Source organism: Thermosphaera sp., assembly GCA_038827615.1.
In the GTDB taxonomy this organism is placed as follows: Archaea; Thermoproteota; Thermoprotei_A; order Sulfolobales; family Desulfurococcaceae; genus Thermosphaera.
The window spans coordinates 590994-606640 of the sequence record JAWBNK010000001.1 but is presented as its reverse complement, the minus strand read 5'-3'; the positions used below and the strand labels follow the sequence as shown (position 1 = coordinate 606640).

Genomic DNA, 15647 nt, shown 5'->3' with positions numbered 1-15647 from the left:
TTGATGAGTAGCTCACAAGCACCTTGAGAAAATTTATTTCTTAACATAAAGAAAGAAACGAAGACCTTCTATATACCTAGTAGAAATTTTAAAACTAAGCTAATAGTTGCTGAAACCACTATAGAGACTATTGGGTGTTGCCTAAGGAAATACAGGATCACAAACGCAAGCAAGAATATGCCTAGGGAAACATAATCTACAAACCCCGAGGTCTTGTCGATCAAAGTAGCTCTAGCAACATTTATAAGCGCGTAGAGAATCAATGCCACCACAGCCGCGTTTATACCTCTGAAAGCTGTTCTGATAATTTCATGGTCCATATATGGATGGAGAGCTAGAACGATAGATATTATCACAAGATAGGGGACTGTAACAACACCCAATGTTGCCAGTATGGAGCCAGGTATACCGCCCAGTTTAAACCCGATCCATGTTGCAGAGTTGATTGCTATGGGACCCGGCGTGCTCTCTGCAACTCCTAGAATCTCGACAAACTCTTGTTCTCGAATCCACCCTTTCAACTCTACGAGTTCCTTGTACATTAATGATATTCCACCATAGCCTCCTCCAAACATTATAGCACCTATTTTAAGGAATTCCAAGAACAGCTCCAACAACGTAACCATGACTAATTCTCCCCGTTTAATTTGATAAGGCGAGAATCTGTATTTAAATGAACTTTATGAATTGCCGTAAGTATTGAGAATTTCCCTAACATGCACTGACAAATCCTTATACGAATTCACTCTTCTAAAACGTAGCCCAAGTTCTCGCGCCGCTGTCTCATCGTATATGGTGTCACCGAAGAACCCTAGGCAAATCCCATTTACAGTTTTGAGCGCACTCTCCAGCTGCCTCCGTCTATCGAGGCTGAACTCCCTGGTAATTGTTAAGTCAACACACCTGTTTAACCCCGTTTTCCTTAGTAATAGCTCTAAGCTACGCTGGGATCTATTTGTCACCAGTACTATGCTAAATCCAGAGTTGTGAAGATCACAGATCAGGTCAACATTTCCCTTGTAATCCTCCTCTCTCAACCTCTCAATCGAGTCTATTTCTTCTTCTTCAATTAGTTCCCAAGCTCGAGCTTTTAGCGCAGAGTCGAGCTGGAGTTTCTCCAGCGAGAGGCCAAGCGGCTTTAATTCTTCTTTAACACCCAAGAACCTCTTTATCTTTTCTCGTAGAGAATCAAAGTCAACCAACAAAGGGATGATGGTACCATCGACATCGAAAATTAGAGTATATTTCAAAACCAAGCACCATGTCAGATTCTAAAAGGCAGAGAGGGCTCTGTTTCTATCACTATCTCATTGGCCTCGTTAACATATCCAACTAACATGGCCTCAGTATTGTAAGCATATGCTATCCTGCCATTGCGATCTACCATGATGAAACCCATTGTATCCTTTCCAACCAGTTCAGTTGCTCTTCTCAACACATGCTCTGCAGTTTTCCATGGATCGTTGTAATTAGGATAGTAGAGGTCGGCGAGCAAACACGGCATCGACCTGATGATATATTCCCCGATGCCGGTGGCGCTACATGCGATGTTGTTAGACGCATAGAAGCCTGCTCCCGGTATTGGGGAATCCCCGACTCTTCCCGGTAGTTTAAAAGAGACGCCTCCCGTGCTTGTCGCTGCCGAGAGGACATTATTATCGTCTATGGCCACAGCCCCAACGGTATCTCCGACGACCTTAATGAGCGAATCCTTAAAGGAGAGATTTTTCTCTAGAAACCTTATTATTTGAAAACCATATTCGGTTTTCGCTTCATTTGCTAGGATTTTCTTCAAACCCTCCAGGTATCTTTCATAGACATGAAGGGGTGGGGGTGGCAGGAGAGGAAGGTTTTTAAGCAAGCCATATTTATCTGCATCATCCCCAACCATTAAGACATGCGGTGTCTCCTGAGCGATGAATAATGCTAATTTAACAGGGTTCCTGATTTTCTTAACCCCTGCAACTGCTCCTAAAATACCCGTGGAACTCATTATCCCAGCATCAAGACTCCTACCTCCGTTGAGATCTAGGACCGACCCCACGCCGGCGTTGAGGTAGCCCGAGTCCTCCATGCAGGAAACCGAGGAGACGACTGCTTCTAAGCTATTATTAGTGTTTTTTAATCTCTCCCAACCCATTTCTACACAATGCCTGACCGCTTCAATTGCTTTCTCACGTATCCTTGAGTCTCTCCAAGACCCAGCTCCCCCGTGAAGGATTAGGGCTCTAACCATCTATGCTTCACCAAGCTTTAATATTAAACTATCTTTACTTTAAAAGTAGGTGAGATAATGTCCGAAAATGTTCCCCAGCAGACAGGAGGAGATTTAGAGGCGCTGGTCAAGACGTTTACCTTCGAACCAATTAATGTTTATGTTCACCTTTTCCCGGGCATTTTTATAACAGGATTCTTGCTTACGGCATTGATGAGTATTCTCGAGATAACGTCCCTCAATATTGGTTTGATTACTGCGTCTTCTGTTTCCTCATTTATGATAGGGGCAATGCTTGCTTCGGGCATAAGCTCTTATATTCTTCTCGATAGGGTGCTTAATCATTTATACATCAGTGGAGTCGCCACATATTATTTTGTAGGAGGCAACTCCTTTGTAGCGGGGTTATATTATTTAAAAAATAGGCTTTCGAAGAACAAACTTCCTTCCCCGGCTACAGGGCTTATCTTATCCCTTATGACAATGGGACTTGCGTATCCAGTGATTTTGAGCCTCGTTGAGAAGACTCTGAGAGACCACATGATAGACGAGGAAGAGGTCTTATTGAAACAAAGGGTCTCCCCTTATTACTATGGTGAGCGATTGTTAATCGATGTTGCTTTGACGTTCTTCACGCTGGGAATGTATTTAATCTATCAATCCTTTAGGGTTGTTAAAAGTTTCAATGCACATATTGAATTGATACATTCTTCTCACCCGAATCCGCCCTCAACACCTAAAACCGAGCAGACCCGAGTGGAGGTTTCGAGGCCAATAGCGTTTTTCCTGGGGACATTAATTGTTTTTGGAGCCATGCATGGGGTTCTTGGTTACCTGGGTATTCCATCTATTTTCATAATGTACTACGGGGTGGGGCTCTTATGGAGTTTTTTGAACTACAGGTTAAGGTCCCTCAGCCGCAGACGGCTCTTATTAATGAACTTCCTGATAATTTACTTTTTGATAATTTTTTCAACATTTATAGGTATACTCGGCTACAGGATATATGGAGCCATTTTCGAAGGGTTTATGGAGAGTGCGGAAACCCTTAGGAATGCAACAATTCATGAGCTTTCAATGAGAATATTTTTCAACAATGCAGGAATAGCCTTGGCATCTATTGTCCCCTTCATTGGAACAATTCCGATGACTATGGGCGTTGGCAATGCGGGGGTATTGATAGGGGCAATTATACCGGAGAGGTTAGCCATCGGCGATTACACCCCGCTTCTAATTTACATCATGCCGCACGCTATTTTAGAGCTACTTGCATATTCTTTTTTCGTGACTTCAGCTTTCGAGTTAAAAACGTCTAGGGCCTTAAGGCTTATCATCGTGGGACTGTTGACACTCGGCTTGGCGGCTGTAGTAGAGGCTCTATCAATAAAAATTTTAGGCTAGAGATGTTGAACCTTTAAGAGCTCCTCTGGTGGGTGAGTTGCAAGCGCCAGCGCTCCATATAATCCGACATCATCTCCAAACCCAGTGATTTTCACAATGGGCATTGCTGTGACAAGGTCAGCGTGGAGGTTATCTAAGAGTTTTTCTATTAAAATGTCTCTATTATTCAAGATAATCCCTCCTCCGAGAATTAGAATCTCAGGATCGTATGAATTAATAATAGATGCGATACCTGCCCTCGATGCTTTTACAAATAAGTTCACAACATGAATGGCTAGCGGGTCTCCCTCCTTATAATATTGAAATATTTCCTTAGCAGAGGCTTCAGGGTTTTTAGTTAAATATTCATAAAGGGTGGATCTGATTTTGTATTTTGAGGAAACCCATAATGCAACTCTAGGAAGGTTTTTGCCGCCTGCGTAGGCCTCCCAGTGCCCTTTTCCGCCACATCCGCATTCAAGCTCAGAGTCGAAATCAACAATAATATGACCGATTTCATGAGCGTTACCGTTCTTACCGATCAATAAATGATCATCCACGATAACACCCGCTCCAACACCCGTGCTCAGTGTTAAATATATTATATTTTTAAAACCCCTCCCTAAACCATAGTGTTTTTCGCCCCAGGCAGCAGCAACTGCATCGTTTGCAACGAATACTTGGCGTCCCGAGAATTCTGTTAGAGGCTCCAAGAGATTTATTTCCTTAAAAGGGAGGTTGGGAGTGTTTACGACTCTTCCTTTTTCAATGTTCAGAGGGCCTATTGTGGCTACTCCTATGGCTTTAACTTTGTTCAGATAGGTTTCGAAGCGATGATTGACTTTTTTCCAAATAAACTCTGCTATTGTATTCTCATCGCCGCTCCTAGGTGTGGGTTCGACTATTTTCTCGATAATAGAGTCCCTCGAACACAGTGCGATTCTAGTTTTAGAGGCCCCTAGATCTACGGCTATGTAAAGTCCTGTCTCCATAGGTTTCCAATCCTATGTTGCTTGTTGCGGTAGCACTTTTTTAAATAGTATTGGGGCATCCCTAATGCTGTATCTTTCAAGGCTACCTAGTTGTAGCTTTGCAGGGTTTTCAATTTTAAACCCGAAGTTTTCGGCGACTTTTACTGCCGAGTTGGGAATGAAAGGACTTAATGCTATCGTTGATGCTCGAATTAATTCTAATAGACCATAAAGTTCCTTGCTTGGGTCTTCTTTTTCCCAGGGTTTCACTTCATTGACGTAGGCGTTGCCCTCTCTCAGTAGATCCATTATTTGAACAATGGCACCTGAGACGTCGTATGCTTCCATCTTCTCCAGGTAATTGCTTATTTTAACGGTAATTAACTCCGATAGTTTCTTATCTATTTCTCTACGATAAATCTTGCCCCTCAACTTTTTCAAGGCTAAGGCTCCGACCCTTCTGACAAGGTTTCCATAGGTGTCGGCCAGTTCGTCATTGTATATGGAGTCCATTAGTTCAAACGATACCTCGCTGTCTTTGTTCATATTGAATACGCGAGAGAGTACATATCTCACACCATCTGATCCATTATATCTCACGAGTAGGTCGTCTATGGAAATAACATTTCCAGCACTTTTCCCTATCTTCAAGCCTTTATTTACGAGGAAGGCGTGAACGAGCACTCTGCGAGGCAATGGTAGGTCCAACGCCTTCAAAATAGAAAACCACACTGCTGTGTGAAACCATAGAATGTCCTTTCCCACCACGTGGTGAACGCTACCCCAATACTTTTCAAACCTTGCGGGTTCCTGCAGGTATCCTGATCCCGTTATATAATTGAGGAGGGCGTCAAACCAGACATATATAACGTAGTTAGGGTCGAATGGAACCCTAATCCCCCAGGAAACTCTCTCGACGGGTCTAGCTATTGAGAGGTCTCTTAGCCCCTCTCTCTCGATTCGCGATGCAACTTCCACCGAGTACTCGGGCGGGTAAACTATTTCATTGTTCTTTAATACGTGGAGTAAATAATCCTTAAAATCGCTGAGCTTGAAGTAATAGGTCTCCTCTTCTAAGAACTCTAAAGGCTTATTATGAATCGGGCAATAAGGCTTACCTTCAATCTCCAGGTATTCTCCAGGCGTATAGTATTTTTCACACTCCACGCAATATAATCCACCATATTTATCCTTGTAAACATATCCTTTTTTGTAAAGTTTTTGGAAACACTCTGATACAACCCTCTCGTGGACTGTATCAGTAGTCCGGATGAAGTAGTCGTATGAGATGTTAAGCTTTAGCCAGTAATCCCTATACACAACCGCCATCTCATCAACCACTTCTTTTGGCGTTTTTCCAACTTTTTCAGCGTATCTTTGAATTTTCAACCCGTGTTCATCGTTTCCGGTAAGGAAAAACACGTCTTTCTCAATCAATCTAGCAAATCTGGCTAAAACGTCAGCGTATACAGTTGTATAAGCATGTCCTATGTGCGGGGGACCGTTCGGATAATATATGGGTGTTGTAATGTAAAACGTGTTCATTATTTTCCCCGTGTTTTAATGTTTTGTTCTTATCTTATACTGATGATTCTTTAAAATAACTACTGTCTTATATTCTCTTCAATGATTTTGATATATTTGTTTACTTGTTTCTTAACATACCTGATGAAATATTTTAGCAAGAATCGCACTGGGTAGGACGCAGGGTTCTTGAGATAGTAATTGTTTATAATGTCCTCAGCCCAGAAGACAGTATGCTCGTACATCCTGATGAGGGCATCAACGTGTTCTTTCTTAAGATTATCCTTTATAAACCACCTTCTTTCCTTCATTGAACCCATCGGGACGAAGAACATGGGAACAATGATGCTCCTATAACCCCTGAGTCTATCCAGAAGTTCAATCGTTTTAATCACATCATCGCTTGTTTCTCCTGGCATACCAAGAATGATCGTGGCGGCTGGTATTATCGAATTCTCATGCATTATCTTAAAAGCATCTTCCACAATGTTTGGCCACTCTTCTAATTGATATGGGAGAGATTTGGCCCGCATAATCTCGCGAGCAAGCCTCGGGGATCCGGTTTCTATGCCAACCTCCACACCTAAAAACCTACGGTGCCCGTTCAGGATGTATTCATTCATTAATTTTGTGATTAGTCTGTAATTTTCCTCGGCGTATTTTAAAGCCGAGAGGCTGACATGGGACCAGGCGAGAGAGCCTTTTTCCCCTATTAGCTTCAATACTTCGCTATGAAGTTTGATTATTGGGTCGGGACGGGGCTTGACGCCATCAGCATGGTATAGAAGAACATCCTCGCTGTGCAGGATCGTGCTTCTTATCCCATATGATAGATTCGTTTTCACTTCTGCTAGGATTTTTTCAAGCGGGATATACCGTAATGGTTTAAGAGTTACGCTGCAGAATTTACATCCTCTGGGGCATCCTCTCATTATCTCGACCAGTCCGTTTACGCTGGCAGCCTTTATAACGGGTATTTCTTCCGTTGATGGAGTATCATCAACTCCTACGTACACGTATTTTGGCAAGGGCTCGTTGTTTAAGGCTTTTTCAACTAGTCTAACGATAATCCTTTCTGCCTCGCCATCAACAATGGTATCAACACCCCATTCAAATATTTTCTTCGTTTCATACAGCCATTGCCATGCTGCGGGCCCTCCTGCAAAGATAGTAACTCCTTTTGATTTTGCATGTTTAATCTCCGGCTTGTTCATTAGTTTTTCAAAGCTTCTACGGTTCAACGGTTCTTTACCGGTTAGACTCCACCACTCGCTACTGGGTGGTCCATACCCGAAATAATCGTGATGGCTCAGCATCAACAGCTTCATCGACTTCAAATGTTTTTTCAAGTGATCTGGGTCGATTATTGCTGCATTGAACCCGTGGTCTTGAAGAATGGCTTCGATCTTTCTCATCCCATACGGTGCTTCACGCGGGCGTCCATCTCTATCCACCTTAACCTTCGGCGAAGATATGAACATCCACAGGGCCTCCGGCATTGCGATGGGTGGACCAGTTGTAATGAAGCCCAAGAACTCCTTTCCATGGTGATTACTCATCATAGTTCTGTCAGTTGTTAGAATGATCTCATAATTCATCTAGAACCACCTCCTCTATCGACATACCCTGATGCACTAGCGACTGGATGACGCGTTTCACTTTGTCCTCGTCTTCTTTGAAATAAACTATGTAGACCTTCCCGTTCTTCATGATCTCTAAGATATCGGCTTCCTTGCATAGGTAGATATTCAACGTCAGCAAATGATTGTACGATGTAATCACCCGGATCTTCTCCAGTTCACCTCCAGTGTTTCCGGAATCGGCTAGTAAGCAAATGTTCAAACGCTTGACATTCTCTCTTTGGCTTATTTTCCACAGTGTATTGTAAATTTTCAACCCGTCCCCGCGGGGTTGAATAATGATTAAAATCTTTCCCTCGATCATAAACTACACCTTGAATTTTCTGGATAATTTTTCATAAAACTCTGCAAACTCTATTTCGTTGGTATTATTTGAGAGATGGTGAAGAGAATCCAGAATATTATCAATGTGTTGTTCAAGCTCCTTTAGCAATCCCTTCATGTTCAACACATAATATTTCTTTTTCTTCTCAACATAGGATTCAACGACGTTACGGGCGTGCATCAGCTTTAATGTTTGAGACAAATGACTCTTTGCATAACCTGTTCTCCTTGAGAGCTCAGTTAAATTCAACGGGGTTTTACTTGTAATGAGCGCGGCAAGTACAACCCCTGCAACCGGTGGAAACCCCAAAGCAGTCATAAGCTTTATCCAAATCTTCATGCATGATCCCTATATATAATTACGAATGTTCGGTAATTTAAGAATTTTTCAAACATAATCTATTCGAATAGTCAATGTTTGAAAAAGAGGATTTCAGTGAGTAAATATTCTAGAAATTTTTATGACCGGTGCATTACTGCCCTTTAAGTTTTCCAGGCTCATACGGATTTTATCCTTTGATGAAACAATATCGATATTTGCAAATAAGCTTGCTACATACAATAAGTTAGCCAACACAATGCTGGCATAATATTTTGAGAACATTCCATCTATGTTCAAAGTTTTCTGTTGGTGGCCAACGTAAACGCATAAAACTCTGTCTCTACAGACATTTATTGTTTGCCAAGCATTGTAAGCCTTCCTATCGGCTGTCATAAGAATGGCTTTTTCCTCGAGAATGTTCTGAGCCACCACAGCTATAGAGGCCTCGCAGGGCGGGCTTACTGCAGGGATTTGGAAGCTTCCATAGTATCTTTTAACTTCATCGATCGCGCGATTAGCAAGTAGAGCCATGATGTATGAGTATAGCGAAAGGCCCTTTGTCTCACCGGCAGATTCAGCTACCTTTCCATTTATTTCCGCCTCCGCGCAAATAGGTGTGTAAATTCTTAAGCCATCGATAGACGACCATGGGTGGCCGTTTTTGATGCTTGCTTTAAGCAGTGTAATATGGAATCCCTGATAATACATGTTAGTGTCGGGTAGTAGGGCTATGGGTTTCTTTGTTCTTCTAACTATATCGATTAAGAAGCTGTGGATTTTCCAACCCCTGTAGTTTGAAAACTCTTTTTCGGAGGATTTAATCTCTTTAACAACTAAATCAACAGACCCAGTGTATCTTTGAATTTGCATCAATACGCGGTCTAATAGCGTCTTATCTATATCGCTGTTTTGCTCGTGGATCAAGTTTGAAAGAACCTTCCAACTATCGTACATCATAGTTACTGTTTCATCGGAAGGGCCAGTCTTAATATCCATTGATATTAGTAGCCTCTTTTCCCCTCCTCCAGGCAAAGACGCGTATATGTTGATCTTATCTACTTCGTCAAAAGAGTGTCTTTGACCATCATAGAATGCCTCCACTAAACCGCTATTAGTTATCTTATTAAGAATCCTCGAGATCTCCATGAAGATGTGTTTACTGCCCTGCCACTCCAGGTACTCAGTCGTTATTCCCCCATCACGATTCACCACGTCCTTTGTCGAAAAATCGAATTTATCGTGGACATACACCTTGTGAATCCACCTGGGACTATAAGGATATGAGGGAATTGCAGGTAGCGGAATAATGTCAACATGAGTAAAGACAACATCGAGATTCAATTGATTTTTTTCTCCCATAAGTCCTGCAACTAAGGGACCCGATGATGCCGATATATCTATATAAATTCTGCTAAGTCTATCCCTTATACCCTTGATTAGATTTCCAATGATGAATAGGTTCTCAAATACGTTATCTTTTAATAGACTTTTGAATAGTATATTGTCGAAATAAATGTTTACAGTTGATGAGACATTTCCCATTACGTTTTTCACTATTTCGGCTGTTTCTCTTCTAGTGACTATTATGAAATCATTTATATCCAGCTCCTCTTGAACTCTGTTTATCACTGTGGAAACAACCGATGGATATGAGTCAACCGGTATTAACATAGTTTTTAGAGGATCTATCTCTCCTTTCAGTAAAATGTCTACAAAAGACTCCAAATTGTACACCTCTTTGATACTAAGGATCATGATATTTTGAAGACATTAATAAAAAGATTGAGTTCTTGACAATTAAAAAGTACTTATATCTTGCTTGTTCTGAGCACCGGAGTATAGTCCCTCTGCGGCTAAAGAGTAGATCTCCTTCACCACCACGTTCTTCAAGAAATTAATCATCGATAAAGTCGCCTCTTTATCTTCAGGGGGCATGTCAGAGTGTTCAACTTCTGCTTCATAAACCTTCAAGTCCTCTAACATGCTGATATATCTTAGCATTAAGAGATTAGTTAAATCAGCGGCTCTTGATACTATTCTTTCTTGAACATCCATCAATCAATCCACCATGGGCTAATCCCCTGGGTATTTCTTATAAACCAGTTTAGAGAGTATTACTGGAGAAATATTTTCGGTCCCCCGGTCCGTGAATCAAACATCTTTCAATTCTTTTAGGAGGGCTGCGGTCATCCCTATGGATAAATATGGGGAAGTGCTTTATAATATCTATCATAGTATGAGGATCTGTCATGAAGGGAGTTAAAATCGGTATATACCTCCCTATGGATCTCTACGAAGAAGTCGCGAAATCAATGAAAGAAATGAATTACCGTAGCTTAAGCAACATTATTCAAGAAGCCTTGAGGTATTACCTCGGTTCTATTCAACCGGTTACTGATGATGAATTCATTGGAACCGTTTTAGTGATTTATGATCACACTAAGAAGAATATTGATCGAGAGCTCACAAACATTCAGCACGATTTTATTGATCTCATATCTTCAACAATCCATGTACACGTAGACGAAAAAACTTGCTTACTCAACATAATTGTTAAAGGACGTGGCAAAGAGGTAAGTGGTCTGGTAAAGAAAATAAGAAGTCTCCATGGAGTACAGGTTTGCCATCCATTCATCCACAGGGTTAAGAAGGAGGTGAGTGAAAATGAGCATTTGCATTAAAGGGCTAGGATTGGAAGATTTAATATATGTTTCTCACGGGGTGTTAATATTAGGCTTACAACCTATGATTTCCAACTGTGAGTCTTCAACAGGAGAGATATACCGGATTGGAGACTTATGGATTATAAAAGCCATGGGTCAAGAATACATGGTGGGAGAGGGAGGCCATGTTGTAGTGAATAGGTTTTTTAACGGTTCATATTACACGGGTCTATTATCTGATGCTATGACGGGTTTCATAACAAGGGAAAAAATTGATGATAGACTCTTCGTGGGCTTGCTTGCAGCTTCTTTGTTGAAGGGTATGTCAATCAACGATTCAATCAGATTCATTGGAGAAATGTACGAATATCAAATGGCTAACTTATCAAATACCCTCTGGAAACGGTTGAGATTGTTTAAGTGTCTAGACCGTCTCTTCAGTTCCGTTGAGCGGCTGACGACCCACTCCACATTCTCGAAGTTTATTCAGGGTAACGTTTTAGTTGCTTGCATCGAAGAAGAAAAATTGCTCTATGAAATAGTTCTCTATTTCGATAAGCAATTTCGAACTATTATCAGGTTAAACAAGTCCCCAGGATCTCCGTTTAAAAATGGGGTTACATCACTCTTATGTTTCGAGAAGCCCTTTCAGGAAAATCTAACCCAGTTGGAGTTTAATGGTGACAAGTGGTTTTGCCTGATGGGAGGAGATCCTGTTAAACTGGTAGTAGAAGCTGAAAAAACTCTTGAGGAAAAAACTAAGTAGTTACGGCGCAGTCTCGCATTTAACTAGGAACTCCTTGATCTTTGATAAGGTTTCAGGGTGCAGGTAGTGTTCCATTTTACACGCATCTCTGAAGGCTATTTCTTTCGGAACTCCAAGAGATACAAGAAATGAATATAGAAGCTTGTGCTTGGATTCTAGGCCTTTCGCTATTTCCAACCCCTTGCTCGTGAGCGAGATTTTTCCACCCTTCTCATATTCTATTAGCCCTCTATCTCTAAGCTTTCTCAAAAACTCTACAACGCTACTTGGCTTCACGCCCAGTCTTCTAGCTATTTCCCGCACCTTTAGTTTTCCACATTCCTGTAGCTCATATATAATCTCGAGGTATTCTTCTTCTCTTATTGAAATCTCCATTATATTTACTCCCCTTCAGGAGACCCTCCTAGCCTTTCTAGCAGCTCTTGAAATGATCTTCACGGCTTCCTCTGGTGGGAGATAACCCGGTATTACTTCTAGAGGTTTTGCTCCATACTTGCTGTAATCCTCGATCCTCGTGATCGCTACATATGGAACATATTGAACGCCATAATAGTCCGCTTCAAGCGGGTTCTCCATAGCTTCTATGGTTTCAACCAATAGATTAGGGTTTCTGATACCTGCCTGATTTACGAAGTCTACTACTATTGAGCAATAGGGGCATTCCGGGGTTACGAAGACTTTGATGTGGAGAGGTGTCTCTATGGAATCCAACTCTTCGAGGACTTCTTCGGGCAGCTTCAAAGTCTTAGTCGCAATATATTCATGAGCGTATATGAATGGAGCAAACTCCTGGCCGCTGGGAAGTCCGTAGTACCTTATGTTCCTCGATGGCGTATCATAGATGAATGTAGGGAGATACCGGGGTTTAAGGTCTGCTGCCTCATGCTTTCTCATCACTATGAACCCTAGCTTTCCTTCACTTATTCTGCTCAATTCTTGGGCTAAGGTTACTGCTTCTCCACAAGTGTGGCAGTGGTCTAATGGATTTTCATGCGAGTGATGCTCGCCGTGCTTATCTTCATCTATTATAAGGACGTCTTTCAACCCTCTTGGCCATTTGAAAAATATGTTTTTTAACTCGGCCTCCGTATCCGGATCGAATAATGCGCACATTTTAAGCACCTGTTAGGTTTATCTAACATAAATTAACGCGTTCTTGCTTTTTAAATCTACATGTTGATAGCTGGTGAGAAGGTATGATATTCATATATAAGTTTTTCCACAAAAATACATCATGGGAAAAATAGTGAACAGTAAGAAAACATATACCCACATTATTTTGGAGTACCTTTCAACATATCCGGGTGCCAGCATCAAAGACGTATCTAAGTCAACGGGTTTGCCACAGTTAATAGTGAGGAAGATATTGTATAGATTAAAAAACGACAATTATGTAGAGAAGTCGGGGAAAGGATATATCTTAACTCAAAAAGGCCAGGGGCTTCTCAACTATATTTCATCAAAAAGTTTGTCTCAAGATCGGGATCAGAGAAAGAATAGTGATGTTGAGCCGGTTAAAAACCATAAGGAGTTAGAAGTTTCCGAGACCCCTAGTGGTACGGAGAAGGTCGAAACCCCTGTTGAGAGGAAAATGTTCACCTACGATTTAACCTCTAGGGTGGAGGCATTAGAGAAGAGATTGCTTAGACTGGAGAAGGAAATCGAAGAAGTGAAGAAAGCCCTGTCAGGGCTGGGCGAGATGAAGAGAGAAAGCAAGCCATTATCTTCCCCAGTAATGACATATAGCGATGCACAGAATCTATTGGGAAACTTATTTGAAAGAATGCTTTATGAGGGCAGATTAATTAGGGTCGGAAGGCTCATTGTCGATAAAGCCTTTTTCGAAGAATTTAAGAAAAAATTCCCATTGAAAACGAGCGATATAGAAAAACTATCGGATGCTGAAAAAATATTGCTGGAGGAGATGAGAAGGGAGGCACTAGTGATACTTTACGCTGGCAGGGAGCTGAGGCTTGTCGAGAAGTGAAAGATTGAGATTATCCGATAGAAGGGACATAGAACGACGAACTCTGGAAATAGCTTCAATACTCAGGGAGCGGGGTTACACCCCTGTTGTAATGGGAGAGTTTATCGTAGATCCGTTAGAGTTAAAAACAACACAGACGCATATTGAATCGGACAAGCTTGGGCTTGTTCTAAAGAAAACTTTATTTGAAAAGTATTCAGCGCCAATTGTGGTTGTTGTGGGAAAAAATGCAACGAAATATATTATTGACGGTCATCACAGGGCCTTAGTCTCCCTGTGGCTTCGACAACCCGTAAAAGCATTCTTGATAAATACGCCCGCTTACATACCTGGTTTTTCAACATCGCTACACAAGGTGAAGTTTATTAATCCCGCGGACACTCCTCGGGAACTTATGGTTTGGAGGCATATGGTTAACACAATACATTTTCTCGAAGAGGTTCATGATCTCATTGCTCACTTGTGGTTTGAAGATATAAAATTAACAGAACTCAAACCCACCCAGAGGCTTGTGGATGCAATGGCAGGGGTTCAAGCGATTGTTGATGAGCCAATACTTGTCTACAATTACAGGGGCTCCTACTATGTGGTAGACGGGCATAAGAGGGTTTGCAAAAACCTGCTATTAGATCGAGAGAGGATTTTAGCAATCGTCTTCACTCTTGACGGGACCAAGATAGGAATCGTCGAACGGGCTGAGATGATAGAAGATATCTTTACTAAAGAAGCGTGTAGGAAAATATTTCAGTCTTCGATTTCCTCGTAATCTCGGGTCAATGCAGGAGCGTATTTCTCCGGATGCTCAACACCGTCTGGACAACCTTTTCCGTGTCTTATTGGTTTGTCCACTCTGCTAAGCAGGACGATTCTACTGGGAACGCTTTCGCTTAATATTTTGTACCCAGTCTTGCTCGCTAGAATCTCCGCAGTTTTACGGACCTCCTCGTGAATTGGCATGTTAAAATGTTGTAAACGTCCCCTACTTCCTCCCAAGAACATGTACGCTTTCAACTCTATGTAAGTTGGTTGAGCCTTCTCAACAATCTTGGAAAAGCCTTCTAGAGCTTTTTCGCTATCATTGTATCCCTTGACCAACGTTATTCTGAAAACTGTTGGCGCCCTGAATGAGGGGATCAATTCTAATGTCTCCTGGAACAGCTCCCAGGCTCTAGGAACAAGAGGTCTATTGAATTGTTCATAAGACTCCTTGTTCCAAGACTCAATGCTTATGTAGAGTTGAGATGGTTCAACCGTTAATGACTTTAACACATCAGGTCTAGTACCATGTGTAACGAGAAAGGTGGTAAGTCCTCGCTTATGATATTCCTCGATGAGTTCAGATAATCGAGGATATAAGAGGGGCTCACCGGTCAAGCTGATGGCAGCGTGCTTAGGGTTTAGCGCCTCCTCCACCATAGCTGGATCGGCGTGGGGATTTCCCTTGTAGCCTGCCATGATCTCCTTGTGCACTCTAATGCTCTCTTCAACCAATACCTCGGGATCATCCACTACGGGAGGCCGGGTATCATCCCAGGGCATTCCAATATCCTCCGGCTGTATTCTCCAGCAATGCAGACATCTATTCCAGCACCATGCTACAACCGGAGTCATTTGAATGCATCTATGGCTCTCTATTCCATACCATAAGCATTTGTAGCAGAACCTCTTTCTCGTTACAGCTTCTTTGGTCCAGTGACATCTTTTGACCGCGCCAACAGTCCCTATTAAATGATAGCCTTGCTTCACAAGCTTGTTATAGATCGCCTTATAAACGGGGCTACTATCCCAGAAGGCTTCCCGTTTTTTCCTTATCTCGTTGAAGTTTAATGTCATTTCGATCACGTGAATCCAAATA

At 41.9% G+C, this 15647-nt stretch carries 18 protein-coding genes; 5 read left to right on the top strand and 13 right to left on the bottom strand.

What is annotated here, in order from left to right:
- Positions 1–68: 68 nt before the first annotated feature.
- The 3 genes from QXH45_03400 to QXH45_03390 are packed head-to-tail and all read right to left on the bottom strand — an operon-like array spanning position 69 to position 2236.
- The gene (locus QXH45_03400) at positions 69–626 is read right to left on the bottom strand and encodes a chromate transporter (GenBank protein ID MEM2078290.1); all 558 of its coding nucleotides are present in this window, start codon (positions 624–626) and stop codon (positions 69–71) included.
- A gap of 54 nt (positions 627–680) precedes the next feature.
- On the bottom strand, positions 681–1250 hold the full coding sequence (locus QXH45_03395; GenBank protein ID MEM2078289.1) for an HAD family hydrolase: 570 nt from the start codon (positions 1248–1250) through the stop codon (positions 681–683).
- 14 nt (positions 1251–1264) lie between these two features.
- Positions 1265–2236: an isoaspartyl peptidase/L-asparaginase gene (locus QXH45_03390; GenBank protein ID MEM2078288.1), complete on the bottom strand. Its 972-nt coding sequence runs from the start codon at positions 2234–2236 to the stop codon at positions 1265–1267.
- A 57-nt stretch (positions 2237–2293) separates the two neighbouring features.
- Between QXH45_03390 and QXH45_03385 the strand changes: the two genes are divergently transcribed.
- A complete protein-coding gene (locus QXH45_03385; GenBank protein ID MEM2078287.1) occupies positions 2294–3616 on the top strand; it encodes a hypothetical protein in 1323 nt (440 codons plus the stop codon).
- Here the strand turns inward: QXH45_03385 and QXH45_03380 are convergent.
- From QXH45_03380 to QXH45_03350, 7 genes are all read right to left on the bottom strand, one after another.
- Positions 3613–4587 (bottom strand): ROK family protein, encoded by a 975-nt coding sequence (locus tag QXH45_03380; protein ID MEM2078286.1) that lies wholly within the window; start codon positions 4585–4587, stop codon positions 3613–3615. The two genes, QXH45_03385 and QXH45_03380, sit on opposite strands and share 4 nt — an antisense overlap.
- A 12-nt stretch (positions 4588–4599) precedes the next feature.
- Positions 4600–6111: a methionine--tRNA ligase gene (gene metG / locus QXH45_03375; GenBank protein MEM2078285.1), complete on the bottom strand. Its 1512-nt coding sequence runs from the start codon at positions 6109–6111 to the stop codon at positions 4600–4602.
- 59 nt (positions 6112–6170) lie between these two features.
- A complete protein-coding gene (locus QXH45_03370) occupies positions 6171–7688 on the bottom strand; it encodes a radical SAM protein (GenBank protein MEM2078284.1) in 1518 nt (505 codons plus the stop codon).
- Complete coding sequence (locus QXH45_03365) at positions 7678–8034, bottom strand: hypothetical protein (GenBank protein ID MEM2078283.1); 357 nt, start codon at positions 8032–8034, stop codon at positions 7678–7680. Before QXH45_03365 ends, QXH45_03370 begins: the two co-directional genes overlap by 11 nt.
- A gap of 3 nt (positions 8035–8037) precedes the next feature.
- Positions 8038–8394, bottom strand: a complete 357-nt coding sequence (locus QXH45_03360) for a MarR family transcriptional regulator (protein MEM2078282.1) — start codon at positions 8392–8394, stop codon at positions 8038–8040.
- 93 nt (positions 8395–8487) lie between these two features.
- Positions 8488–10101 (bottom strand): hypothetical protein, encoded by a 1614-nt coding sequence (locus QXH45_03355; protein MEM2078281.1) that lies wholly within the window; start codon positions 10099–10101, stop codon positions 8488–8490.
- Positions 10102–10173: 72 nt separating this feature from the next.
- The gene (locus QXH45_03350) at positions 10174–10431 is read right to left on the bottom strand and encodes a hypothetical protein (GenBank protein MEM2078280.1); all 258 of its coding nucleotides are present in this window, start codon (positions 10429–10431) and stop codon (positions 10174–10176) included.
- 194 nt (positions 10432–10625) lie between these two features.
- Between QXH45_03350 and QXH45_03345 the strand changes: the two genes are divergently transcribed.
- Positions 10626–11057 carry a CopG family ribbon-helix-helix protein gene (locus QXH45_03345; protein ID MEM2078279.1) on the top strand — a complete coding sequence of 144 codons (432 nt, stop codon included), beginning with the start codon at positions 10626–10628 and terminating at the stop codon, positions 11055–11057.
- Entirely contained in the window at positions 11041–11805 is a 765-nt protein-coding gene (locus tag QXH45_03340) for a hypothetical protein (protein MEM2078278.1), read from the top strand. The genes QXH45_03345 and QXH45_03340 overlap by 17 nt, the downstream gene beginning before the upstream one ends.
- On the opposite strand, the gene QXH45_03335 is transcribed toward QXH45_03340, so the two are convergent.
- On the bottom strand, positions 11806–12180 hold the full coding sequence (locus QXH45_03335; protein ID MEM2078277.1) for a metal-dependent transcriptional regulator: 375 nt from the start codon (positions 12178–12180) through the stop codon (positions 11806–11808).
- A 15-nt stretch (positions 12181–12195) separates the two neighbouring features.
- On the bottom strand, positions 12196–12918 hold the full coding sequence (locus tag QXH45_03330; GenBank protein MEM2078276.1) for a thioredoxin family protein: 723 nt from the start codon (positions 12916–12918) through the stop codon (positions 12196–12198).
- A 133-nt stretch (positions 12919–13051) separates the two neighbouring features.
- Between QXH45_03330 and QXH45_03325 the strand changes: the two genes are divergently transcribed.
- Both QXH45_03325 and QXH45_03320 read left to right on the top strand, forming a co-directional pair.
- The gene (locus tag QXH45_03325) at positions 13052–13792 is read left to right on the top strand and encodes a hypothetical protein (protein ID MEM2078275.1); all 741 of its coding nucleotides are present in this window, start codon (positions 13052–13054) and stop codon (positions 13790–13792) included.
- On the top strand, positions 13779–14558 hold the full coding sequence (locus QXH45_03320; GenBank protein ID MEM2078274.1) for a nuclease: 780 nt from the start codon (positions 13779–13781) through the stop codon (positions 14556–14558). Before QXH45_03325 ends, QXH45_03320 begins: the two co-directional genes overlap by 14 nt.
- On the opposite strand, the gene twy1 is transcribed toward QXH45_03320, so the two are convergent.
- A complete protein-coding gene (gene twy1 / locus QXH45_03315) occupies positions 14537–15625 on the bottom strand; it encodes a 4-demethylwyosine synthase TYW1 (GenBank protein ID MEM2078273.1) in 1089 nt (362 codons plus the stop codon). The genes QXH45_03320 and twy1 overlap by 22 nt on opposite strands.
- Positions 15626–15647 lie beyond the last annotated feature (22 nt).